The organism is Planctomycetia bacterium, from assembly GCA_034440135.1.
Classification (GTDB): Bacteria; Planctomycetota; Planctomycetia; order Pirellulales; family JALHLM01; genus JALHLM01.
Map to the genome: position 1 here is coordinate 1 of JAWXBP010000210.1, position 22,930 is coordinate 22,930.

Sequence of the window (22,930 nt, forward strand, 5' to 3'; positions counted from 1 at the left end):
GGGAAACGTCACGGCCCAAGGGAGATCGCAGGCGCCGCCGAAGCAACAACCTTGCATCAAGCAGCCGAGCCGCCCTAGGCCAGCGCCGAGCGCGCAACTGGGGGCGATCAGGTCGGCCATTGCCAACGCCGGCAATTGATACTTGCGGCAAAACGCGAAGAGCGCGATCACACCGCCGATCAGCGAGCCGTATACGACGAGCCCGCCTTCGTTGAACTTGACGACTTCCAGCAACGTCGCCTGCCAGGTGGGGCGGCTGAATTGCTGATCCCAATACTGCCAGACATAGAACAGCCGTGCGCCTGACATCCCGCCGGCGAACAGCCAAAAGGCGAGGCTGTAGATGACCTCCACGTCCATCCGCAATTGCCACGCGCGGAAGATGGCGAGCGCCACAGCGCTTACGACGGCCACCAGCAGCAGCGTCCCATAGCCGCGAATCGGCAGGCCAAGACCTGGTTCGACGATGGTCTTCGAAAAATAGATCGCCACGCCGACGAGTGCGACCAGCAAGACGCCACTCTTGAGTTCCGCGGTTCTCCCCGCCCGCAACAGCCATACAGCCCAGACAATGGCGGCCACGGCCCAGACGCCCATCAACAGCCCCACGCCGAACACGGGAATCCCCGTGCCGGGAATCACGTCGGGAATGTAGAAGAGGGTGGAGTGCATGGGAATTCAGAATGCAGAATGATGAATGAACTGTTCAGTCGATGTGAGTCACCCCCTACAATTCATCATTCATCATTCGTCATTTTCTCACTCCTCCGTTCCCATCGCCTCGCGCTGCTGTTGCCGATCGTAGTCCATCAGCGCTTCGGTGACGGGTTGGATATTGCCCGCGAGGATGTTGTCCAACTTGTAGAGCGTGAAGTTGATGCGGTGATCGGTGATGCGGTTTTCCGGGAAGTTGTACGTACGGATGCGCTGGCTGCGATCGCCGGAGCCCACCAGCGTCTTCCGGGTTTCCGCCCGTTTCTTCGCTTCCTCCTCGCGCTTCATTTCATAGACGCGGCTTTTCAATACGCGGAGCGCCCTGGCGAGGTTTTTGTGCTGACTTTTTTCGTCTTGGCACTGCACGACAATGCCGGTCTCGAAGTGCGTCAGTCGCACGGCCGACGCGGTCTTGTTAACGTGCTGGCCGCCGGGACCGCTGGCGCAAAATAAGTCTTTGCGGTAATCGTCGGGTTTGATGTCCACTTCGACGTCTTCCGGTTCCGCGAGCACCGCCACCGTCGCGGCCGAAGTGTGGATGCGTCCTTTGGTCTCGGTCTCCGGCACGCGTTGCACCCGGTGACCGCCGCTCTCGTACTGCAATTCGCGAAACACCCCTTCGCCTTCCAGGCCGAGGCAAATATCCTTGAAGCCGCCGAGTTCCGTGGGACTGGCATCCAGAATTTCCATCTTCCAGCCTTTGGCTTCCGCGTGGTGCTTGTACATCTCGTACAAGTCGCGCGCGAACAGCGCCGCTTCGTCGCCGCCGGTTCCGGCGCGGATTTCCATCACGCACTTGGTGCGATTGGCGTCCTCGCCACCGATCGTCAGATCGAGCAACTCATTCCAAAGGTGTTCGCGCTCTTCGCGTAGCCCAGGCAATTCAGCCTCGGCGAGATCGCGAAGATCCGAGTCGCCCCCTTCGATCATCTCGCGAGCTTCGGCGATCTGGTTGTTCAGGCTGCGAAAACGCCGATACTTGGCGCCCAGCTTGGCGATCGACCCGTGTTCCCGCGCGACCTGGGAATAGCGCGCGCCGACGGCCTGGATCTCCGGGTCGAGCAGCATCTGCTCCAACTCCTCGAACCGCGCCAGCGTTTGATCAAGCTTTTCCCTCATGGAAGCACCAAGACTACAAGTGGGAACGGCAATTTATACGTGCAGCAGCGGAAAAAACCCACATCAACCCGCGGCGCCCGCAACACTAGCCCGCCGCGCCAGCGAAGTGAAACGCGGCGGGTGCCTGGGGTAGGGGCTACCAAAGCGCGGTCGCCATGGTCCAACCGCTGGGGCTTCGCTGAATTTGTCAACAAATCGCCACGATACCCCAGTCGGTTGTTCGTGGTTACTTCCTATGTTCGCCCCAGCCCCAGGCACCCAGCGTTCTGAATCGATGTAGATTCCGAGGCGTGACAATGCCCTCGCGTCAAGCGACGTCGTCCGTCAACAAAAAAAGAACGAGGAACCCGGAAGGCAGCCGCCGGGCGAGCCTTCGTAGGCCCTGCTCCAGCGTTCCACGTTCCGAATTCCTCGTTCCGAGTTGAATCCCGCTAAGCGCCAGCTTCGCCGGCCGTTTCCGCCTTCTTGCCCTTCTTCAGGCTGGCATAACCGGCCCCGGCGAACTTGGTCTTGAACTTCTCGATGCGGCCCGCCGTGTCGACGTATTTGAGCTTGCCCGTGTAGAACGGGTGGCAGGCATTGCAGATGTCGACGCGCAGCTCCGGAACGGTGCTCCGCGTGGTGAACGTGTTGCCGCAACCGCAACGGACCGCGGTCGCGACGTACTTGGGGTGAATCTTGTCCTTCATAACTTCTGTCCTGCCAATGATTTCCAGCGAGAGGCGCCCGAAAATAGGGCAGCCTGGGAAGCTTGTTGAACCTTGAATAGTATCGCCCTGAGGCGCTGGGAACAAGGGCGTCCGCCTGAGGCGAGGTCCCCAGGTCACCCTCGATTGTCACAGCGGCACCTCGCCGCTTGACCGGCGCATCCGTTCCTATTCGCCGGACCAACGGTCTGGCCATCTGGGACCAACGCCTAAGTCTTACTCTCCGACATAAAAGGTCGCTCGAAAAAAAGGTAAAACGGCCAAGCCACCAATAGTGACGCCAAAGTACAGACAGTGACATTCAAGGCGACCCGCTGTGCTCCCGAGTTCGTAACGAGCCAGCGCTCTATCGGCCCACAAACGAGCGTATGCGTAAGATAGAGACTGTAGGAGATTTGCCCACACCGTTTGAGCCATTTTAGCTGTGGCATCGCGTCAAGGCGCGCGTCCAGCGGATGCAAGGCAATCAAGACCCTCGACATCACACAACCAGCGCCAATTGCTTCATTGATCCGCCAAGCGTAAATGCCGCCAATCACGGAAGCGGCGACGCCGAGAATGGCAACGGTTCGTTCCATCTTGGTACCGTGGAGCCAGTAAAAAGCAAAGCTGCCCGGCGCGAATGCGAGCCATGAACCTCGAATCATCAGGCCGGAAGCGTTAACGTAACCTTCATCTGTAGCCCACGCGGTGAGGCATGTTGTGGCGCAAATCACAATGACGCCGGCAAGAAAATATCGTGCCGGCACTAACAGTAGTAGGCCGCACGCCAAATAGAACTGAAGTTCATGCACCAGGGTCCACGCTTGCTGAACCAGCAATTCAGACGGTGGCCCGGCGAAATGCGGACACCACGACTCGGAGAGCGTCAGGTTTCCCAGCACGCTCCACAACGATGGGAACGGTTGCGGCATCCCATACTCCACGACGTAAGCGACGGCGGCCATGGCAAGGGCAATCCAATAGGGGCCGTAAATTCGTTTCGCCCGGCGTCGCATGAATTCTGTCGGACCTTGATGTCTTGCCCTGGCTACCGTCGCGGCCGCTGTGACGCAATAGCCCGAAATGCAAAAAAAATGCCGACGCCAATCCCTCCGAATTGCGGAGCAAAGCCGATCAACCGCCGCCAATCACCGCCTGTCGTTGCATGCGCGATGACCACCATTAAGCAAGCCAAGCCTCGCCAATGATCGAGTGAGCGGTAACGGATGGACATTTGTGAACAACCAGCTTTCAAAGTCAGCCAACCACGACCCTCGCGTGCAGACGACGGTTGAGACGAAGAACGTGCAATTTCAGGAAACCGGCATATTATCCGTTGTGATATCGATTGGAGCAATCGAAAACAGGCGTGGTTGAATCCGAACTTGGCGTCCAACGCGGATATCTGGCATTCTTACCCAGGGAGTAGTGCCGTCGGAGCGCTATCGTGGCCGAATCCTGGATGGTTCGCCATTCAACCATCGAGCCGGCCCGGGGGAGTATCGCGCTGCCCGGACTCCAGAAATGCTGTCAACAGGATTTGCGCCGCAAGCTTGTCCAGCCGCTCCTTGCGGCGGGCTTTCGTCAGCTTCGCCCCGGCCAGCAATTGCTCCGCTTCCACTGTCGTAAAGCGCTCGTCGAAATAGACGACAGGTACGCCAGTCAAATCCCTTAGCCAGGCGCCAAACGTCTCGGCTTCGATCGACTTTTGGCTTTCGCGGCCGTTGTTGTGGACCGGCAGGCCGACGACGAACAGCGCAATTTGTTCCTCGCGGACCAGTTGCTTGAATCGCTCCGCGTCGCGAGCGGTATCGCGGCGTGTGTAGTTCTCCAGCGGGCTGGCGATCGTGCGACGGGAATCCGTGACGGCGATGCCGATGCGCACCGTGCCGTAGTCGATCGCGGCGATTCGGCCTATTTCAGGGATGTCCATGAGCTATTTTTGACCATTGCCAAGCGTGCATCGCCATGAAATCGGCCGCCGTGGGCGCGAATTGTGACGGATTTGACAAACCTGACGGGCGACCTAGGGTCTCCACAGGTAGTTTACCGCATCCCGCGTCCCGTACGCACCCGGGAATCATCGCCCATGTTATCCTCGCAAGTCTCCCTGTTTTGGGTCGCCGTGGTGTTCACGGGCGTGAGCGTCGCCCAGTTGGCTTTGGCCTTCATCGTCGGCTGCTGGTACGGCGAGAAAGTCCGCGGCCGCCGCAAAATGGCGCAGGAATACGACGCGGCGGCGCAAGCCTTGTTGCGCCTGCACGACTGGACGACCAACGTCGGTGACAGTGTCGGCGCCCACCAGGCGGAGGTCGAGGCCAGCAATACGCGGTTGCAGGCCGCGCTGGAAACCAACAACGACGGCTGGGAAAATCTGGCCGTCGGCATCGTACAGCAAATCGTCGACGCAAATCAAAAGTTGCAACAGCAACTAGCGGTCGCGGAGAAGAAGCTGAACGAGCAGGCCGAGGCGATTCGGATGCACGCCACCGAGGCTCGCACCGATCCATTGACCGGCCTGCCGAATCGCCGTGCGCTCGATGACGAGTTGCAGCGCCGCGCCTCGGAATGGCGGCGCAAGCAAACGCCGTTCTCGGTGTCACTGGTGGACATCGACCACTTCAAACGCTGCAACGATCAGTATGGCCACACGGCCGGAGACGAAGCGCTGCGCCGTGTGGCGCGCGTGATCCGCGGCACGTTGAGTGAAATGGATTTCGCGGCTCGCTTCGGCGGCGAGGAGTTCGCCATCGTACATCCGGCCACGACGCTCGACGAAGCCCAGGCGGCTTCCGAACGCGTCCGGCAAGCGGTTCAAGAACACGCGTTCGAGGTGAACGGCCAACGTCTCGCACTGACGGTGAGCGCCGGCGCCGCGCAAGCGAAAGTCCAAGAAGAACCAACTGCCTTGGTTGCGCGCGCCGACGAAGCGCTTTATGCCGCGAAGTCAGCCGCCCGTAACCGCGTGCGCGTGCATTACGGTGACAGCCTCGGTCCCGACAGCGGTGAAGCTGAACCGCCGCGCGGCGGCAACCTGGACGAAGTTTGCGGCGAGCTGCAACGCCGACTGCAAGAAGTGGCGGCCGGCTAGCCCGATTGGCTTATCAAGGAGTAATAAGAATCCGCCACGGCGCTTCAACGGCGTTCGACCGTGGGTCGCGGGCGCGTGCGGCCGTGCGGAGTCGGCGGGGATTCTTCATGCGGCGGTGAGAATTCCAGTTCGATCTCTTCGCCTGGGCCGGTTTCTTGGTCGTCGCCACGCCAACGGTGATAAATCGCGAGGAATGCGGGCACGAGCACCGGGCGAACGAAGAAGGTGTCGAGCGCGACGCCCATCGAAAGGGCGAGGCCCAATTCAATCATGCCGCGCAGGCTGCCGATCATCATTGCCGCGAAGGTGCCGGCCATGATGATGCCGCAACTGGAAATGATGCCGCCGGTGGAAGCCGCGGCGCGGCGCAGCCCTTCCATCGGCCCGTGCTTGGCCTGCTCCTCGAAGACCCGGCTCACCAGGTAAATGTTGTAGTCCTCGCCGATAGCGACCAGGATCACAAACAAGAACAGCGGGACTTTCCAGTCCAGACCGTCGAACGTCGGCCCCCAGAGCCAGGAGAAGATCAGCTCGGTGGCGCCGATCGTGACGAAGTAGCTATAAAGCACGGTGAGAATCAGGTACGCGCAGATCCAAGGATTCCTGAGCACGACGATCATCGCGGCCACGACGGCGATTACGACGAGACGCTGAATCAACGAACGGTCGCTTTCGGTCACGGAGGCGAGATCGCGCGTGGCGGAAGTCGTCCCGCCGAAGGAAAACTTTGCGCCGTACCAAAGTGAATGCTCGTCGGCGGAGAGTTGCGCGCACCATGCTTCGAGATGCGTGAGATACTCGCGGCTCTCCCGCTTGAAGGGGCTCTTCGTCAGCGCCACGTCGAACCGCGCTACGCGTCCGGCCAGTTCGCCCGACTTCGCGACATAGGTGGCTTGCACGCGTGGACTACGCAACGCGAGCGCCTTGCGCCGGCCGGTCGGTGAGAGCAATCCGGCTGGCGTGCCGGGCCAGTCGCCGAGCGGCTCGGCGAGACTTTGCACGCTGGTTACATCGACAATGGATTGTCCGTCGCGCTCCAGATAGACGTCGTATAGATCCTTGGTCAGCAATTGGATCATCGCCTTGCCGTCGTCGGCGTCGAAGATGGCGCGTTGATCGAACTTCTGCGCGCGGACTTCATCGTCCGAGAGGCGTCGAATCGCCGCGGCGTAAATATCGTGACGGCCGTAGGCGTGAACCAAGCGCTCGTCGTCGAGTTTTGTCAGCGGCTCGCCGAGAAACACATCGCGAGCGCCCTCCGGGGCGCTGGCCACTTCGGCCAACGTCAATTCGTGCCAACCATCCTGGCGGCGGCGCAGTTGCCTGGTTGCGTCGAGCGTGACGACGCTCGGCGTTGCTTGCTCGGCCAGCATCACGATCGGACCGGTATCGCCGGGCGGATAGTAGCGCATGATCTGTTCGGTGCCGCGCACGCTGGCGCGGTCGGCGGGCAGCTCGCCCAGCATGTCATAGGTGACTTCCACTTCGCGACCGGCCCAGGCCAGCGGCGCAAACAACAGAACGCTGGTCACCAGGATCAAGCCGGGTCGCGCCACCAGCAGATTGCTGACGCGCTCCCAGAAGGTGCTCATTAACGAACGTCGCTCCGGCCAGGCGGCGCTCGCGCCGCGCCCTTTGACGTGGATCTTGGCGGGCCAGAACACGCGCGGGCCGAACAGGCGAAGCAACGCCGGCGCCAGCGACAGGCAGGCCAGCAAGGTCACGGTAAGGCACAGGCCGATCACCGGCCCGCTGTTGCGATACTTGCCGAAATCGGCGAAGAACATCGTGCCCAGGCCGAGAATCGTCGTCAGCGCGCTGCCGACGAGGGCCTCGCCCACAAACCCGAGCGCCCGGCCGCTGGCGGCCTGGGCATGCCGGCCGGTTTCCAACTCTTCGCGATACCGCGCGATCAAGAACAAACAAAAGTCGGTGCCGGAGCCGAACAGAATCGTGATGATGAAAATCTTCGTCGTCTTGAAGACCTTGAGATCGAACCATTCCCAGCCGGGCTGAAATTGTACCTGCGTCAACAGCGCCACGAGGTCCATCGCCACGGAGACGGAGATGGTGATCGTGCCCAGCGGAATCAACATCAACAGCGGCGCGCGATAGACGATCAGCAGGATCACGCAGATCAGCACGAACGTCATGATCTCGGTCTTCTGCACGCTCTCCAGCGCCGCGGCGAGCATATCGCCGCCAATCGCGGCGGAGCCGGAGACGCCGAATGCCAGTCCTTTGGGGACCTCTTCGCCGCGACGAAACTCGGCGATGATCCGCTGCACGTTCTCCAATAACTGAATGTTGGCAGTGGCCATGAACTCGTTGCGCACGTGCAGCACAATCAGCGCGGCCTGGCCGGGCGGTTTGCCATCTTCGGATAACGGGCTGACGAGCTTGTAGCCCACCACCGGGTCGGCGGGGCTCCAGACCTCGCTAACCGGCTTCGCTTCGCCTTTGAGCGTTTCGAGCTTGACGCGCAGCGCTTCGGCCGCAGCCAGGTCAGCGTCTTCCAGCGGCGCATCCGCGCGTTCGATCACGACGACCAGTCGGCTGCGCGAATCGCGCCCCTCAAACGCCGTGGAGAGCAGATTCTCCGCCCTGACGCTGCTGACTTCCGCCGGAAGGTAGGCCAGGTCGCCATCGTGCGTGACATCGTCCCACGAGGGCGCAATGACCTTCAGCGCAAGCGCGACGACGGCCCAGCCGAACAGGATCGTGAGCGGGCGTCGAGAAATCCAAGCGCCGAGCGCGGCGAACATGCGGGGCGAACCAAGGGCGATCGCGGTCGGCGCAGCCGCGAGGCAGTGCCGGCGCCGCGTGATTAAGCCCTTGATGGTAACCCGGTGACCGAGCCAAGCCAAGCATTCATCAGGCGGCGCAAACCCGGGAAGTCGCCGCAAACTCGGCGCAGATTACGCAGTGTCCGCGCGAGTGTCGGCCAATTTCCGGACAATCCGGCAAATTAATGAACGTTAATGTTCGGCAGGCAAGGGCTACTTCACCCATTCGTTTAGTAGTCGTACCAAAGCCCGAACCCTAGGCGTTCCTCGGTGTTTGCGTAGAACTCGAATTGCTCGGTCTTGCCGTTGGAATACTCGCCGCCGATCCGCAGCAGACGGCGATTGTGCTGCCCGCGCCATTGCCAGCCTGCCTGAGCGGTGAGGTTACCGCCAAAATCGAACTCTTCGCGCAGATAGCCGTTCACGGCCAGGAACGGCGCGCCACGAAATCCGGTGAAATGCGCGGGGCTGTACTCGGCGCCGACCTGCAGCTCGATCGGGTCGGCGCCGCCCGAGGTGTAAAAGGCATAACCGACCTCGCCGTAGAGGCGCACGTCGTCGGTTACATAGTACGCGTTGCCCCAGACGATCGCGTCGCGAACGTAATTGATCCGCACGAACGTGGGATTCTTCAATAGGTATTCATCGCCAATGTGCGAGCTGAGGTGATAGTAGGAAATCTTCGTTTCATACCGGCCGACTGAGTACGTCAACGGCAGGCCGAAACGAAAATCGGCCGAAACCAGATCGCGATCCTCTTCCGGATTCAATCGCGGAAACGCGGCCCCTTCGGCGTCGAGCTGCCAGCCTTGGGGGCGAATGTCATCGCTGTGTGTCGTGCCATATCGCACGATGCCGACGCGGCCGCCGAGCGTGATATCCCAAATCCAGCCAAGTTTGTCGTCATGCGCCCAGACGCTGCGAAACCGCGATTCCTTCGGTCCGGCGAGATAACTGCGATAGATCAAGCCATTCGGCAGCAGTGTCCAATCCCACGGCTCTTGATACCCGCCGGTGTAGCCGTTGCTGGGCACGAAGAAATCGTTCTGCTGGCCGTTCCAAACCGCTTCGCCTTCCTCGGGCACCCATTCGATTTGCGGATCGTCCGTCGGCGTCCAATAGGGACCGGCGCCTTCGTTCGGCCCGATATAGATCGGCTCGCCCACGATCGTCTCGCGCGCGGCGCTGCCGCGCGGTCTGGGCGTATTGATCGTTTCCTGTCCAGTGCCAGTGGCATTCCCGGCGAGGAGCACGACGAGCGTCAACAGCGCACGTCGCCATGCGCGAGCGCCCGACCGGCGCGATTGCGTGGTTCGAATTGGATCGGCCGACTCCATGCCAACGCCTGCCCACGTTGAGTTCGTTAGGGCGCGAAGTGTAGCGAAGGAGGTTAATTGCCCCTAGATGGATTTGGTGAAACCTGGAATGCCCGGTAATCTGGAGAAGTTCACGGCGACGTCCGGAGCCATTCCATGGCCGCAAGAGCGAATTTGGCGACGATCTCGCAACAGTTTAAGCGCGGCGCGTTGCGGCCGATTGACCTGGTCGACCGCTGCTTGGCGAGCATTAAACAGCATGAGCCTGCGATCCATGCCTGGGTCAAGGTTGACGAACGAGGGGCGCGCCAGGCCGCCCAGGCGCTCGGGGACGAACTGGAACGCGGCCAATCGCGCGGCCCTCTGCATGGCATTCCGATTGGCATCAAGGACATTTTCGATGTCGCCGGTTGGCCGACGAAGGCCGGCAGCTCCTTGCGAGCGCAACACGTCGCGGCGGAGGACGCCACGGTGGTCGCGCGGCTCCGCGCCGGGGGCGCGATTTTGCTCGGCAAAACCGTGACCACGGAGTATGCCTGCTTCGATCCGTCCGTCACCCACAACCCCTGGAACCCCGCGCACACGCCGGGCGGATCGAGCGCCGGGTCCGCGGCATCCGTCGCGCTTGGTATGTGTCTCGCCGCGGTCGGTTCGCAGACCGGCGGCTCGATCACGCGCCCCGCCAGCTATTGTGGCGTGGCGGGGATCAAGCCAACCTTCGGCCTGCTCGATTTGGGCGGCGTGGTGCCGGTGAGTTTTCATCTCGACCACGCCGGCGCGATGGCGCGCTCGGTGAGCGATCTCGCCGCGATGTTACTCGTCATGTCCACGCCCACGGCCGAAGAAGGCGTCCCGCACGATGCGCCCCATGTGAACTATCTCGCTGCCGGAGAAGGCGCGCGGATGCCGCGGCTGGGGGTGATCGAACCCTTCTTTCTGGAACGCTGCGACGACACGGTGAAGGCCGGGTTCCGGCAGGCGATTGACAATCTTCGGCAAGGCGGTGTGCACATCGTTGCCGTGGCGCCACCGACGAGCTTCGCTGACCTGCTGCCGCTGCATCGCAAGATTATGGCCGTCGAGGCCGCCGCTTACCATCGTGCCGCATTCGAGGCGAATCGTCCTGCCTATGGAAAACAGATCGCGGGGCTGATCGACGAAGGGCTGCGCATGCCGGCCTACGAATACGCGATGGCGATTCGCCACCTGGAGTGGTATCGCGAACATGCCTGGGACGACTTGCCGGAGATCGACGCGTTGGTCACGCCAGCCACGACCACGCCCGCGCCGGCGCGGCTCGACACCACCGGCGATCCTCAGTTTAATAGCCCCTGGAGCTACGCCGGTTTGCCGACGGTTTCGATCCCCTGCGGCCTGTCACGCGAGGGCCTGCCGATCGCTCTGCAATTGATCGGCCCCAAGCTCAGCGAACTGACCCTGCTCTCGGCCGCAGCCTGGTGCGAACGCCGCCTCCGCTTCGAGGCGGAACCGGCGCTGACGAAGGGCAATACTTGAAGAAAACGCGTGGGTCATTTTGTTCGCCGCGCATTACGGCGATTCGGTATGCTCGAATGCTTGATCCGCGATTCGTTGACGATGGACCTGCCCCGGCAGGGGCGATAGACAATAGCCAGGGGTGCCAACCGCTGGAAAATGCACCGAACCAATGAACCGAGCCCCAACGGGGCGGCACGTTTCAAGCGATGACACGTTCAAAGCGAGTGTCGCCCCGCTGGGGCTCCCGGATTCAAAGTTTGGCTTATGATTCCAGCGGTTTGCACCGCTGGCGATTATCTGACGCCCCAAGGGGGCTGGAATTCGCCGGGCAGCGATTGAGGAGCGATTTCCGTTCGGTCGTAGCGTCCTGCTTCCTTTGACTCGAGTGTTCCATTGCATGAATCACCCTCCGAAAAAATCCTCCATGAATCGACCCGCGCCGCCGCGTTCCGCCGATAAGCCGCTCTTCACGCCGGGTCCGTTGACGACGAGTCAAACGGTCAAGTTGGCGATGGTCCGGGACCTGGGCTCGCGGGATGGCGAATTCGTCGCCATGGTCGAACACGTCCGCGCGGAATTGCTCGACCTGGCGGGCGTCAGTCAGAGCGACGGCTACGAGACCGTGCTGCTGCAAGGGAGCGGCACGTTCGGCGTCGAGGCCGTGGTGTCGAGCGTCGTCCCGCCGCAAGGAAAGCTGTTGGTCTGCATCAACGGGTCCTACGGTGATCGCATCGCCAGAATGGCCGACGTGCACCGCATTCCCCTGGCCACGGTCCGCGCGCCGGAAGATCAGCAGATTGACCCCGCAGCGGTCGAGCAAGCCCTGAAAGCCGACGCCGCGATCACTGATGTGGCGATCGTGCATTGCGAGACGACTTCGGGGATCCTCAATCCCATCGAAGAAGTTGGCCGCATCGCTAGCCAGCACAACAAGACTTACTTCGTCGACTCGATGAGCGCCTTCGGCGCCGTCGAGTTTGATTTCCGCGCCTGCGAGATCGACTACCTGGTTTCCTCCGCCAACAAATGCATCGAAGGCGTGCCGGGCTTTTCGTTCGCGATCTGCCGCCGCGCCGCGCTCGAGGCCACGGCCGGTTTTGCCCGCACGTTGAGCCTGGATCTCTTGGCGCAATGGAAGGGGCTCGAAGGCAACGGGCAATTCCGTTTCACGCCGCCCGTGCAAACAATCCTGGCCTTCAATCAGGCGTTAGCCGAGCTCCGCGCGGAAGGGGGCGTCGCCGGACGCGCAGCGCGCTATCGCGCGAATCACGACTGCCTGCTCGAGGGCATGAACGCCCTCGGCTTCGAAGAATATCTGCCGCGCCACTTGCAAGGCTACCTGATCACGTCGTTCCGGTATCCGAGCGATCCAGGCTTCGTATTCGAAGACTTCTACTCGCGGCTGAACGACAAGGGCTTTGTCATCTATCCGGGCAAGGTCTCGAACGCCGATTGCTTCCGCATCGGCCACATCGGGCGGTTGTTCCCCAGCGATTCGCGCGCATTGCTGCACGCCATCAGCGACGTCGTACAGGAAATGGGCCTTGAATTGGAACCGGCCAACGTGGCGTAGTCTGTCTCAGTCGCGACCGAGCAGCCGCTTCACTGCGTGGCGAAAATGATGGCCGCTCAAGGTGCGATGCGGCGGCGCGACGGGTTCCGCTGGCGGCGGTTCCGGCACGGGGGGCGCTGGGATCGAAAGTAGTTCCCGCCTCCGTGCGTCGACGAGCGCTAGTTGAGCGCTCGTCCAGGGGAACCGCGAATCTTCCATCGCGAGCTGGAGCGTTGCTGCCGCGGCGTCGACGTCCCCGCGGGCATCGAGGAGCGAGGCGAGGATCAACAGCCTACGAGCACCGCCGGCGATGACCCAGGGGTCGCGGAAATCACGCAAGTAAATCGCATTGCCCCACCAAAGCCTGCCGTTGCCCGAGGGGCTGCGTGAGACGAGCCCGCTGTAGTCGACGAACTCCTCGCCGGTCGCGAGTCCCGTGCAGCGCTCCGAGTAGTGATACAAGCCGCCGAGTCTCCAGAGCGCGAACCCGCGGCTGCGCAAGTAAGTGTCGACCTCGGCGAATAGCGGCGCGCCGCGATAGATCGTGGCAAACTCCACTTCCACTTCCAGGCCAAGGCACTTATCCAACGCACGTTCGCCGCCGCGAAGAATGTCCAGTTCACAGCCCTGTGTATCGAGCTTGGCGAAGCTGATTTCTTCGACGCCCTCGGAGGCCGCCCAACGATCGAGGGTTTCGAGCTGGATCGTTTCCCGCTGGGCGACTTTGATCACGCTCAGGCCGGGAAAACGGTCGGCCAGCGTTTCGTCCGGCGGGTAAATCGACGAACAACCCGGGTTCAGGGTGATGTGCAGCGTGGCCGGCCCCGGTTCCTTGCCCAAGGCGACCGGAACGAAGCGCTCGCGGGAGCCAGCCGGCAATTGAGCATTTAACCGCGCGCACTCGTCGGGGTCAGGGTCGAAGCCGATAAGCTTGGCCAGCGGATCGAGCCGCCACCAAACGCCGCCGGCCCCCCAACGCGCCCCCACATCGAGGACTGTCGTGGCTCCAACACCCAGGATTTCGGCCGCTAGTTGTGCCGTCGTGGCTTCGCGCGACATGCTGGTGAACTCCGTTTCCAACTCGGGACGCGCCATGATAATCCAAGACGCCGCGCAACAGCCACGTCAGTTCACCTCCTGCCGGCCGACCGTCCTGACGGATATATTGCAGGAGGACGTGCCCACGCCAACCCGAAGCGCCAACGAGGGGGAGTTGACGTTGCTGCTCAGCGCGACATCGCGCTGAAACGCGACGGCCGTTCCCCCTCGCTGGCGCTTCGGGTTGGTGTGCTTTTTTTGCCCCTCAGAGCGTGACAAAATGGGTAAGCAGTTCATTTACCAGGTTTCCGATCTCACCAAAAAGCATGGCCAGCGCGAGGTGTTGAAGAACATCTGGCTGGCCTTCTACCCAGGGGCGAAGATCGGCGTGCTGGGGCGGAACGGCTCCGGCAAAAGCACTTTGCTGCGGATCATGGCGGGGGCCGATAAAGAATTCGACGGCGAAGCCCGGCTGACCGACGGGTTTACCGCCGGCTATGTGCCGCAGGAGCCGCAACTGAATCCCGCGAAGGACGTTTTTGGCAACGTCCAGGAAGCGGTCGCCTCGAAGCGCCAGATCTTGGAACGCTTCAATGAGATCAACGCCAAGTTTGCCGAGCCGCTCGAACCAGACGCGATGGACAAGCTGCTGGCCGAGCAACAGCGCGTGCAGGATCAAATCGATCTGCATAACCTTTGGGAACTGGACCGGCAGGTCGAAATCGCCATGGACGCGATGAATCTGCCGCCGGGCGACGCCGACGTCAGCAAACTCTCCGGCGGTGAACGTCGCCGCGTGGCGCTCTGCCAGATGCTACTGGAACAGCCGGATTTGTTGTTGCTCGACGAGCCGACGAACCATCTCGACGCCGAATCGGTCCAATGGCTGGAACGTCATCTGGCCGAGTACCCCGGCACGGTCGTCGCCGTGACGCACGATCGTTACTTCCTGGACAACGTCGCCGGTTGGATTCTGGAATTGGATCGCGGCCGCGGTTTTCCTTACGAGGGAAACTACACGTCGTGGCTGGAACAGAAGAAGGCCCGCCTGGCAATCGAAGAGAAGCAGTCCAGCGCCCGGCAGAAGACGTTAGAGCGGGAATTGGAATGGATTCGCATGTCGCCCAAGGCCCGCCAGGCGAAGAGCAAGGCCCGCATCAAATCTTACGAGCAGATGTCGGCCGAACGCTTTGAGGAGCGGCCGGACGAATTCGAGATTCAAATCCCGCCAGGCAAGCATCTCGGCGACCTGGTGGTCGACGCCACGAAACTCACCAAGGGTTTCGGCGAGCGCGTGTTGATCGATAACCTCGATTTCCGTTTGCCTCCCGGCGGCATCGTGGGAATTATTGGCCCGAACGGCGCGGGTAAGACGACGCTGTTTCGCATGATCACCGGCGAGGAACAACCGGACGGCGGCAGCTTAAAGATCGGCGAGACTGTCGAACTGGGTTACGTCGATCAAAATCGCGATGCGTTGGCAGCCGACAAAACGGTGTTCGAAGAGATCTCCGGCGGCCACGATACGCTGGAAATGGGAGGCCGCAAGATCTCCGCGCGCGCCTTCGTTGCGCGGTTCAACTTCCAAGGCACGGACCAGCAAAAACTCGTCGGGCAACTCTCCGGCGGCGAACGCAACCGTGTCCACCTGGCCAAACTGTTGCGGCGCGGTTGCAACGTGCTGCTATTGGACGAACCGACAAACGACTTGGACGTCGATACGCTGCGCGCACTCGAAGAGGCGGTGTTGAATTTCGCCGGCTGCGTCGTCGTCATCAGTCACGATCGCTGGTTCCTGGACCGGGTGGCCACCCACATTCTGGCCTTCGAGGGAGACGGATACGTCCACTGGTGCGAAGGCAATTTCCAGACCTACGAAGAACAACGCCGCGCCCGCCTCGGCATCGCGGCCGACGAGCCGCACCGGTTTCGGTATAAGAAGTTGGCGCATTAGTTTGGCGCGCAACCTGCTTGACCGGGCGTGTGCGATTCGCGGATGATGCCCGGCGTAACGAGATTTCAACGCACTCCACGGAACATGGATCCATGACGGTCACGCACGTCGGCTCGAATGAGCAGTACGCCTCGAATTGGGAATCGATCTTCACCAAGCGGGCGAAAAAGCAGGGAGCCGCCACGAAGACGCCGGCGAAGACCAAGGCCAAGGGAAACGCCAAGAAGCAGACGGGCACGAAGTCACGCAAGAAGTGAGCGACTCGGACTGATTGCACTTGGATCAAGGAGGCCCAAACGATGAAACTGCGACTGCGCTATTGCGCGATGTGAAACTACGAACCGCAGGCCGTCAGTTTGGCGAGCCGGCTGCTCAAGCAGTACAAGCAACGGATTGAATCGCTCGAATTGGTCCCATCGAGCGGCGGGTGTTTCGAGCTCACGCTCGACGACGACCTGATCTACTCGAAGCTCCGCACCGGGGAATTTCCCGACGAGGCGAAGTTGACCAAGCAGGTCGGCCAACTGCTCGCCAGCAAGTGAATTGGCGCCCGCCGCAGGTCAGGCTTTCCAGCCTGACAACTCTCCGGACGCTGGTGAGGGACCAGTCAGGCTGGAAAGCCTGACCTACGCTATTTCGCGGCGCGGCAGCGGTAGAGCGACATCAGCGCGAAGGCGGTGCCGTAAGGCTGGTGGTAATCGTAGAACGGGTAATCCCACCACGAGCCGTCTTTCTCCTGTAAGTCGAGCAACGTGCGCGCGAGATGCGCCTGATACTCCGGCCGCTCCGCCGCGGGCAAGGCTTCGACGCAGAGCGCGGCATAGTAGTGGCCGAAGTAATAGAAGTAGCCGGCCACCAGGAACCATGATTCGTGCGGCACGGGGCGCTTGCGGCCGATGCTGAGCCAGCCGTTGCGGGCAAAGAGGCGATCGAGCCACGCCCGCATGATCGGATCGGTGACCGTTTCGTCTCCCCAGAGCCGCATCGCGATATTGCAGCACTGCGATCGCCCCAGGCTGCCGCCGGGGTCGTTGATATCGACGCCTGTACGAAATTGGAATTGTTCCCCGTACAGGTAGGCGAAATCAGGCCGCCGCTGACGGTGCAACGAATCCATGGCGCGCTTCACGAGCGGCGCCGGCGGTTCGATGCCTAGCCGTTTGAGATCGTGCATTGCCGTCAGAATCGCGCCGGACACGAAGCTGGTGGAATCGCAGGTCGGTCGTTTCGCGCCGACCTCGAAGTCGTAGTAGCCCCAGCCGCCGTCGACCGTCTCGTAGCGCCCGAGTAAATCCAATTGTTGAGCGATCAACTCGCGAATCTTCGTTTGCAATTCCGCGTCGTCCGGCTTCCGCTCCGCCAAATACACGAGCGCCGTGAGGCTGTAGCCATGCGTCCAGACGTTGTAGATCGCATCGGGCGTGGCGCGGCGCACATGCGGCAAGTGCTCGAACAGCCAGACCTGGCCGCGGTCGATCGACTGCGTGATCCGCTCGTCCTTGCGGTCCGCAAAGCGTTCGGCCTCGCATAGCGCCGACAGACATAGCGACGTCACCGCCGCGCGAAACGCCTGATGCGCGCCCGGTACGGGCGCGTAGATATTCAGCCCCTTGGTACGCCGCGCGGAACCCCAAGAGCCGTCGGCGTTTTGTTTACCAAGCAAGTAGCCAATGCCGCGATCAAGCGCGGCGTCCAGTTCCTCCGTCGCCGGCGCGGCAATAGCAGGAAGCTTGGGCGTGTTGAGCAGTACGGCCGGCGCTTCGGCACGCGCCGTCGTGACACCCAACATGGCCAGGATAAGCGTGACACAAACAAGTCGCATGAATCGGATTCCCGTCAAAAGCGGATTTGGACGGTGAAGCGGGTGTTTCAAGGATTTACCACCGAGGGAACGGAGAACACGGAGAGGGAGAGAGGAGATCGAAGTGTTCAGTTTTCCGTTTTCAGTTGGAGGAACACATCGAGTGTCGAGTTTCCATCTCATGATAGACGAATCTTCCTCGCCCTCTCTCCTCCGCGTCTCAGCGCCTCCGCGGTTCAATTTGAATTCCCTTCGCTTCGCCCCGTGCTGAACTCCGTGGCATCGACGTCGCTACTCCGCCGGCTTTTCGGTCAAGATCGTTTCGTCGCCGGAGAGGCCGGATTTGATTTCGGCTTGTTTGTCGTTCTTGTGGCCGATTTCGATCGGGCGCTTTTCGTGCTTGCCGGGCTCGGTTTGGATCAGCACATAGTGCTCGTCCGGCGTCGCTTCGTCGCTGAACACGGCGCCAGTCGGCACGAGCACCGCGCTTTCGTTGCGATAAGCGACGAGTTTCAGCTTGGCGTTCATGCCCGCGACGAGGTGGTCGGCGTGTTCGCCGGACGTGATGTCGAACTTCGCGTCGAACTTGCCGGAGGAACTGGGAATCGCCGAGATCTCTACCAACTGCGCCGGCAACCGTGCGTCCGGCCAAGCGGTCGGCGTTGTAATGCCCGCCAGACCGACGCGGAGCATCGATAAGTCTTTTTCCTCCGCGGCGCCACGCAACCAGTGGCCGCCGGGGGCGACGATCGTCACGAACACGTCATTAGGGGCGAGGTTCCCGCCGATTTGCAAGCGCTCGGCCACCGTCGACGCCGCCGTCCATTGGCCGGCAGTGCATTTGCCGTAGTAAACCACGCCGTCGATCGGCGCGACGATCTCCAAGAGCTTCCGATCCGCTTGCAGATCCGCTAGCGCTTGCTCACTCTTTTCCAGCGCGACTTGCTGCGTGCGCAACTCCAAGCTCGCTTGCTTCAGCGCGACCGGCAGCGTCAACTTTGAACGCGTGTAGTTGATCGAGGCCAACTCGGCGCTCAGCTTGCGGCTTTGTTCCTGGCGTGGTAGTTCGTACTTAAGCGTTCGCTCGTATTCCCGTTCGGCCATCGCGACGTAAAACTTCGCTCGCTCGGTCGCCTCGCGTTGGCGTTTGAGGACGATCTCTTCGGTCTCTTCCGTCAGATCGTCGGCCGCGTACATCTTCTCCAGTTGGTTCAACTCTTCCTGCTCGTTCTCCAGCGACGACTTCGATTGCTTGAGCGAGTACTCGGCGATCTGGCGGGATTGCTCCAAGTCCTCCGTGAAGAACAGTTGCAGGTCCTCGTCGAAGATCTTCTTCGCCCGTTCCACTTGTTCCATATCAAGCGGCGCGGAGCGCTCCAGCAGTTTGAACTCTTCCTCCGCCTGCGCGAGTTTTAGCTTCGCCAGCTCCAGCGCCTGCGATTGATCGGCCAGGGCGCGATCCAACTCGCTCAGGTCGAGCGTGACCAGCGACTGCCCCTTGGTAACCCTCTCACCATGGGCCACGGCGCTGACGACCGTCATTTCCTTCCAGGATTTGGGACGGACGACGATCGGCGTCATCTGCTTCGCTTCGAGCACGCCGTCAAGGGCGATTTCGATTTGAAACAGGCCGCGCTTGACCTGGTGCGTCTTAGCCTCGGCCGGCTTTTCCGCTTCCTTGGTTTCCTGCGCTTGCGCCGCGCCGTACATCGTCAGCGCCAACACCAGTCCAGAGAAATAGTTCGTCATCATCACGCTGCGCATGTTTCCGCCCTCGAAGCAAAAAAAGAGAAGGGTCGCCACCGGCTTCCCTTCTCAGTGATTCACAAATCAAGTTTTCCGCCAGGCCGTCTATTTGAACGACAGGAGTTCGATCTCAAAGACCAGCACGGCGTTAGGACCAATGTCCGCACCAGCGCCTTCGGCGCCGTATGCCAATTCGCTCGGGATGAACAACTGCCACTTGTCGCCGGCCTTCATCAACTGCAGCGCTTCGGTCCACCCGGCGATCACGCCGTCGACCTGGAACTCGATCGGTTCGCCACGATCGTACGACGAATCGAACACGGTGCCGTCCAACAGCGTGCCGCGATAGTGCGTGGTGACCGTGCTGTCCGACTTCGGCGACAGGCCTTTGCCGGCCTTGAGCACTTTGTACTGCAAGCCGCTCGGCAGGGTCTTGATCCCTTCCTTGGCCTTATTGGCCGCCAGGAACGCCGCGCCGTCCTTCTTGTTCGATTCCACCATCTTTTGATGGCGCTCGACCTGGATCTTTTCGATCAACCGGCCGAACTCTTCCAACGTGGCTTGCAGCTCCTTTTCCGTGAGCTTGACATCCGCCGCGGTCAGCCCATCGACCAGGCCGCGCGCGAACTCCTGCGCGTCCAAAGGCAGCCCTTGCTTCTTGAACTCGCGGCCTTGGCGGAGGCCGGCACAGTAGCTCCCCTGCTTCTGGAGCGCCTGCTGGTTCGCCGAGGCCGGCGGCGCTTGCTGCTTGGGGGGCGGGACTTGTTCTTGTGCGTACAGCGTGGTCGCGGTCAGGCAACCACAAACGAGTAAGAGGAACGCGTTCTTCATGACAATTCCTACCTTGAGTAACGAGACAACGTCCCGTTGATGATACCCCACAAGACGCCCCGGCAAAGGGCGCTCGGCGGCAAGCTCGCCTCAACCGGGAGAACCCGGGAATTCGGGCGCGCGACCGCTCTTCTGTAGCCCAGGTCTGTGACCTCGGCGGGGCGGCATACAGCGTTTTTCGACGCGCGGCCGAGGTCACAGATCTCGGCTACAGAATGCCTGCCTACCGCGCAAGCGGTCCGGGACGCGACGTCGTATACAGGCCCGGCACGAACGGCGCCGGGCGCTTGGCCGAGGCCCCGACGGAGGGGTTCGGCTGCGTTGCCCCAGCGGCCGGTCCGCCGGGAACTTGCTGCGGCATGGGCGACAGGCCAGCCTTCGTGCCCGTTGCCGGTCGCGGCGGATTCACCAGTTGCGGCGTCGGGCCGGCGCTCACGTTCAACGGACGCTGCATGATGTAGTTCATCGGTCCGGGCCGCATCTTCAACGAGTCCCGTTGCGCGGCGTCCTGATAGGCCCTGCCGGGCCACGGGCCTTCGGCCAGGAAGACGTTGTTGTAGTCCAGCAACGAACCCTTCTCATAATGGATGTTCTTCACCGCCACGGCGTATTCCACGAGCGAGAAGTAGTACTTCGAGTCGGCCTCGGCCAGGCGGCGCTGGGCGTCGAGCAGGCTGTTCAGATCGACCTGCAATTCGTTCTGCACTTTGTTTTCGAGCACGAGCAACTGCTGCCGTGCCGCGAGGCGTCGGTTGAAGTTCGTCTGCGCGACGCGATACGCGCGATCCTTTTCGGCGATCGCATTCGCCAAGTCATGGACGATCTCGCGTTCCTGTTCGCGGAGCACCGCCCGTTCGCGCGCCAGGAACAGTTGCGCATTCCGCACCGCGGCATGAGCGCGGCGCTGTCCGAACGGGAACGCCAATTCGGCGCCGAGTTGCCATTCCTGGAAATCGCCGGTGGTCAGGTTTTCCCAGGCGTTGTCAAACGGGACGTTTTCGCCCGTGGGATCGATCAAGTCATTACCGAAACCCCGGAAGCGGTATCGCCCCACGGCGTCGAATCGCGGCATCAGGAAGTTGCGATTGGCGAGCAGTTCCAACTCGCGGCGCTTGATGATCCAGCGTTGGCGCCGCAACTCCGGCCGCCGCATAATCGCCTCGGGCAGCGATTGTTCCCACTCGAACTGCACGCGAGCCATCAGCGGCTCGTCGGCCGGGCGAATCCAGCGCCCGTCACTGATCGGCAGGCCAATCAGCAATCGCAACCGCCGCTCGGCCACGTGGACGCCCAGCGAACCCCGGAAAGTGCCGCCGCTGGAACCGTTCAGCGTGCGCGTTCCATCAAGCAGTCGGCCGGTCAAGGCATTTTGCACTTCCTCTTCAAAACGGAAGTATTGCTCGCGGGCCTGCGCTTCCTTTTCCGCTTCGCCGCCCAGGCTGTTGGTGCGGTTCAAAGCAGCGACGCGCCGCCAGGTTTCCAGCGAGCGATTCCGCGCGGCGATCCGCGCGTCGAGATCGCGATAGGCGTAATACAGGTCCCAGTAAGCGTTCTCGACGTTGCTCGTGAGGTCCGGCAAGCCCTGCTCGAACTCCGCCAAACTGATATCCGTGTTTACGCGGGCGATCAACACGCCGAGCGGCAAGCCAGGCACGCCGTTCGGCCCGGAGATGCGATTGAAGTTCACGCCGCCGCCTTGCAATAACGGGTGGCGGAACTCGGCTTCCAGGTTCGTGTTCCAGGCGCTCGGAAAGCGGTTCGCCGGCGCATTGTTGGCGTCGTAATCGGTGTTGTGCCGCGCGGTGAATCGCGTGCCGGTCGCGGCGACCTTGGTGATCTCTTCGCGGAAGACCATCGTGTCCTGCGTGAGCAAGCGCGTGCCGCCGCCCAGGAAGGAATTATTCAGCGCGCGATCGTTCTTATCAAAGAACGTCGACATCGCAAACGAGGCGTCGAACGCGCTCAGCGCCGCGTCGACGCCAAAGCGCGGGTCCGTCTCGACGATCGCCGGGCCATGCACCGTGCGGAGCGTGCCCGGGGAACGCAGCATGGCGCCGCCCAGGTCTCTCAGTACCTGACTGTTCTCCAATGCCAGGCGCATCGCCTCTTCGAGCGGCAGATCCCAGTACTGGGGCGGCAGCGCCGAGTCCAACGTCTGCGGCGGGAGGGCGCCGACCAGGCTCGGATCGTGGCAATTGAGATCCGGTTCGACTTCTTCCAACTTCAGGGCCGTACCCTGATAATGCTTCAGCGAGTCCGAGAGGCCGAGTTTAAGATCCGACTTCGGCGCGTGGCAGCCCACGGCCGTCCACACCAGGGCGGCGGACACGAGCGCGGAGATACACTTACGCGAAGTCATCGTCGTGCTTAAATCGGCAACCGACAGCCAGTGCAACCGGTTTTTTCGGCACAATCGCCAGATTTCGCCCAAATTGACTTTCGAGCAATGCGGGATTGGGAAGTCCGGGCGTTCTGTGTCGACTTGGGCTGACAACCGGTCGGACCAGCCATCACACGGCGATATGAGACATAGCCCGGACGACGGTGTCGCGGGCTGGCAACTACGCCAACTCCTGAATCGCCCGCGAAACACGCCAAACACACGAAAGTAGAGACGAAACAGAGAAGGAAGGGCGAGAAACGGGTGGGATTCTCAAGAGCAAATGGTCGAGGGCGTACTTTGAATGTTGGTTTTTGGCCGGACCAATTCAAATCGTTCAACAGCAATCATTTTCGCGTTTTTCGTGTGTTTCGCGGGCCACTCCTCATAGCGCAAAGCAACCCAGGTACTTCCCG

At 61.6% G+C, this 22,930-nt stretch carries 18 protein-coding genes and 1 pseudogene; 7 read left to right on the plus strand and 12 right to left on the minus strand.

What is annotated here, in order from left to right; genetic code table 11:
- The 5 genes from SGJ19_11990 to ruvX all read right to left on the minus strand — a co-directional run.
- A partial coding sequence (locus SGJ19_11990; protein ID MDZ4780966.1) for a prolipoprotein diacylglyceryl transferase occupies positions 1-672 on the minus strand: 672 nt, incomplete at its 3' end.
- Between the two features lie 87 nt (positions 673-759).
- On the minus strand, positions 760-1,833 hold the full coding sequence (prfA, locus tag SGJ19_11995) for a peptide chain release factor 1 (protein MDZ4780967.1): 1,074 nt from the start codon (positions 1,831-1,833) through the stop codon (positions 760-762).
- 431 nt (positions 1,834-2,264) lie between these two features.
- Positions 2,265-2,522, minus strand: a complete 258-nt coding sequence (gene rpmE / locus SGJ19_12000; GenBank protein MDZ4780968.1) for a 50S ribosomal protein L31 — start codon at positions 2,520-2,522, stop codon at positions 2,265-2,267.
- A 227-nt stretch (positions 2,523-2,749) separates the two neighbouring features.
- A complete protein-coding gene (locus SGJ19_12005) occupies positions 2,750-3,670 on the minus strand; it encodes an acyltransferase (protein ID MDZ4780969.1) in 921 nt (306 codons plus the stop codon).
- Positions 3,671-3,996: 326 nt separating this feature from the next.
- Positions 3,997-4,455 carry a Holliday junction resolvase RuvX gene (ruvX, locus tag SGJ19_12010; protein ID MDZ4780970.1) on the minus strand — a complete coding sequence of 153 codons (459 nt, stop codon included), beginning with the start codon at positions 4,453-4,455 and terminating at the stop codon, positions 3,997-3,999.
- A gap of 156 nt (positions 4,456-4,611) precedes the next feature.
- Here ruvX and SGJ19_12015 point away from each other — a divergent pair, with 156 nt between their 5' ends.
- Positions 4,612-5,613, plus strand: a complete 1,002-nt coding sequence (locus tag SGJ19_12015) for a GGDEF domain-containing protein (protein MDZ4780971.1) — start codon at positions 4,612-4,614, stop codon at positions 5,611-5,613.
- 44 nt (positions 5,614-5,657) lie between these two features.
- On the opposite strand, the gene SGJ19_12020 is transcribed toward SGJ19_12015, so the two are convergent.
- Both SGJ19_12020 and SGJ19_12025 read right to left on the minus strand, forming a co-directional pair.
- A complete protein-coding gene (locus tag SGJ19_12020; GenBank protein MDZ4780972.1) occupies positions 5,658-8,378 on the minus strand; it encodes an MMPL family transporter in 2,721 nt (906 codons plus the stop codon).
- Positions 8,379-8,629: 251 nt separating this feature from the next.
- Entirely contained in the window at positions 8,630-9,736 is a 1,107-nt protein-coding gene (locus SGJ19_12025; GenBank protein MDZ4780973.1) for a DUF1207 domain-containing protein, read from the minus strand.
- A 135-nt stretch (positions 9,737-9,871) separates the two neighbouring features.
- Here SGJ19_12025 and SGJ19_12030 point away from each other — a divergent pair, with 135 nt between their 5' ends.
- Together SGJ19_12030 and SGJ19_12035 are read left to right on the plus strand one after the other, a co-directional pair.
- Positions 9,872-11,230 (plus strand): amidase, encoded by a 1,359-nt coding sequence (locus SGJ19_12030; protein ID MDZ4780974.1) that lies wholly within the window; start codon positions 9,872-9,874, stop codon positions 11,228-11,230.
- Between the two features lie 406 nt (positions 11,231-11,636).
- Complete coding sequence (locus SGJ19_12035) at positions 11,637-12,785, plus strand: 2-aminoethylphosphonate--pyruvate transaminase (GenBank protein MDZ4780975.1); 1,149 nt, start codon at positions 11,637-11,639, stop codon at positions 12,783-12,785.
- Between the two features lie 6 nt (positions 12,786-12,791).
- Here the strand turns inward: SGJ19_12035 and SGJ19_12040 are convergent, their stop codons facing one another.
- Positions 12,792-13,859 (minus strand): FkbM family methyltransferase, encoded by a 1,068-nt coding sequence (locus SGJ19_12040; GenBank protein ID MDZ4780976.1) that lies wholly within the window; start codon positions 13,857-13,859, stop codon positions 12,792-12,794.
- Between SGJ19_12040 and SGJ19_12045 the strand changes: the two genes are divergently transcribed.
- From SGJ19_12045 to SGJ19_12060, 4 genes and pseudogenes are all read left to right on the plus strand, one after another.
- The gene (locus SGJ19_12045) at positions 13,858-14,010 is read left to right on the plus strand and encodes a hypothetical protein (GenBank protein ID MDZ4780977.1); all 153 of its coding nucleotides are present in this window, start codon (positions 13,858-13,860) and stop codon (positions 14,008-14,010) included. The two genes, SGJ19_12040 and SGJ19_12045, sit on opposite strands and share 2 nt — an antisense overlap.
- 72 nt (positions 14,011-14,082) lie before the next feature.
- Positions 14,083-15,756, plus strand: a complete 1,674-nt coding sequence (gene ettA, locus SGJ19_12050) for an energy-dependent translational throttle protein EttA (GenBank protein ID MDZ4780978.1) — start codon at positions 14,083-14,085, stop codon at positions 15,754-15,756.
- Between the two features lie 92 nt (positions 15,757-15,848).
- The gene (locus SGJ19_12055) at positions 15,849-16,013 is read left to right on the plus strand and encodes a hypothetical protein (protein ID MDZ4780979.1); all 165 of its coding nucleotides are present in this window, start codon (positions 15,849-15,851) and stop codon (positions 16,011-16,013) included.
- An 87-nt stretch (positions 16,014-16,100) separates the two neighbouring features.
- Positions 16,101-16,298: pseudogene (locus SGJ19_12060) on the plus strand (Rdx family protein).
- A gap of 89 nt (positions 16,299-16,387) precedes the next feature.
- Here SGJ19_12060 and SGJ19_12065 read toward each other — a convergent pair.
- The 4 genes from SGJ19_12065 to SGJ19_12080 form a co-directional block, all read right to left on the minus strand.
- Entirely contained in the window at positions 16,388-17,578 is a 1,191-nt protein-coding gene (locus SGJ19_12065; GenBank protein MDZ4780980.1) for a prenyltransferase/squalene oxidase repeat-containing protein, read from the minus strand.
- A gap of 270 nt (positions 17,579-17,848) precedes the next feature.
- On the minus strand, positions 17,849-19,321 hold the full coding sequence (locus SGJ19_12070; GenBank protein MDZ4780981.1) for a hypothetical protein: 1,473 nt from the start codon (positions 19,319-19,321) through the stop codon (positions 17,849-17,851).
- Between the two features lie 87 nt (positions 19,322-19,408).
- Positions 19,409-20,134, minus strand: coding sequence for an FKBP-type peptidyl-prolyl cis-trans isomerase (locus tag SGJ19_12075; GenBank protein MDZ4780982.1), 726 nt, complete (start codon positions 20,132-20,134; stop codon positions 19,409-19,411).
- Between the two features lie 223 nt (positions 20,135-20,357).
- Positions 20,358-22,463 (minus strand): TolC family protein, encoded by a 2,106-nt coding sequence (locus SGJ19_12080; protein ID MDZ4780983.1) that lies wholly within the window; start codon positions 22,461-22,463, stop codon positions 20,358-20,360.
- Positions 22,464-22,930 lie beyond the last annotated feature (467 nt).

What these genes read in the sequence shown, in the direction of transcription:
- prfA (MDZ4780967.1), bottom strand. Translation starts at nt 1,833, where the DNA reads ATGAGGGAAAAGCTTGATCAAACGCTGGCGCGGTTCGAGGAGTTGGAG.
- rpmE (MDZ4780968.1), bottom strand. Translation starts at nt 2,522, where the DNA reads ATGAAGGACAAGATTCACCCCAAGTACGTCGCGACCGCGGTCCGTTGC.
- ruvX (MDZ4780970.1), bottom strand. Translation starts at nt 4,455, where the DNA reads ATGGACATCCCTGAAATAGGCCGAATCGCCGCGATCGACTACGGCACG.
- SGJ19_12015 (MDZ4780971.1), top strand. Translation starts at nt 4,612, where the DNA reads ATGTTATCCTCGCAAGTCTCCCTGTTTTGGGTCGCCGTGGTGTTCACG.
- SGJ19_12020 (MDZ4780972.1), bottom strand. Translation starts at nt 8,378, where the DNA reads ATGTTCGCCGCGCTCGGCGCTTGGATTTCTCGACGCCCGCTCACGATC.
- SGJ19_12025 (MDZ4780973.1), bottom strand. Translation starts at nt 9,736, where the DNA reads ATGGAGTCGGCCGATCCAATTCGAACCACGCAATCGCGCCGGTCGGGC.
- SGJ19_12030 (MDZ4780974.1), top strand. Translation starts at nt 9,872, where the DNA reads ATGGCCGCAAGAGCGAATTTGGCGACGATCTCGCAACAGTTTAAGCGC.
- SGJ19_12035 (MDZ4780975.1), top strand. Translation starts at nt 11,637, where the DNA reads ATGAATCGACCCGCGCCGCCGCGTTCCGCCGATAAGCCGCTCTTCACG.
- SGJ19_12045 (MDZ4780977.1), top strand. Translation starts at nt 13,858, where the DNA reads ATGATAATCCAAGACGCCGCGCAACAGCCACGTCAGTTCACCTCCTGC.
- SGJ19_12040 (MDZ4780976.1), bottom strand. Translation starts at nt 13,859, where the DNA reads ATGGCGCGTCCCGAGTTGGAAACGGAGTTCACCAGCATGTCGCGCGAA.
- ettA (MDZ4780978.1), top strand. Translation starts at nt 14,083, where the DNA reads ATGGGTAAGCAGTTCATTTACCAGGTTTCCGATCTCACCAAAAAGCAT.
- SGJ19_12055 (MDZ4780979.1), top strand. Translation starts at nt 15,849, where the DNA reads ATGACGGTCACGCACGTCGGCTCGAATGAGCAGTACGCCTCGAATTGG.
- SGJ19_12065 (MDZ4780980.1), bottom strand. Translation starts at nt 17,578, where the DNA reads ATGCGACTTGTTTGTGTCACGCTTATCCTGGCCATGTTGGGTGTCACG.
- SGJ19_12070 (MDZ4780981.1), bottom strand. Translation starts at nt 19,321, where the DNA reads ATGCGCAGCGTGATGATGACGAACTATTTCTCTGGACTGGTGTTGGCG.
- SGJ19_12075 (MDZ4780982.1), bottom strand. Translation starts at nt 20,134, where the DNA reads ATGAAGAACGCGTTCCTCTTACTCGTTTGTGGTTGCCTGACCGCGACC.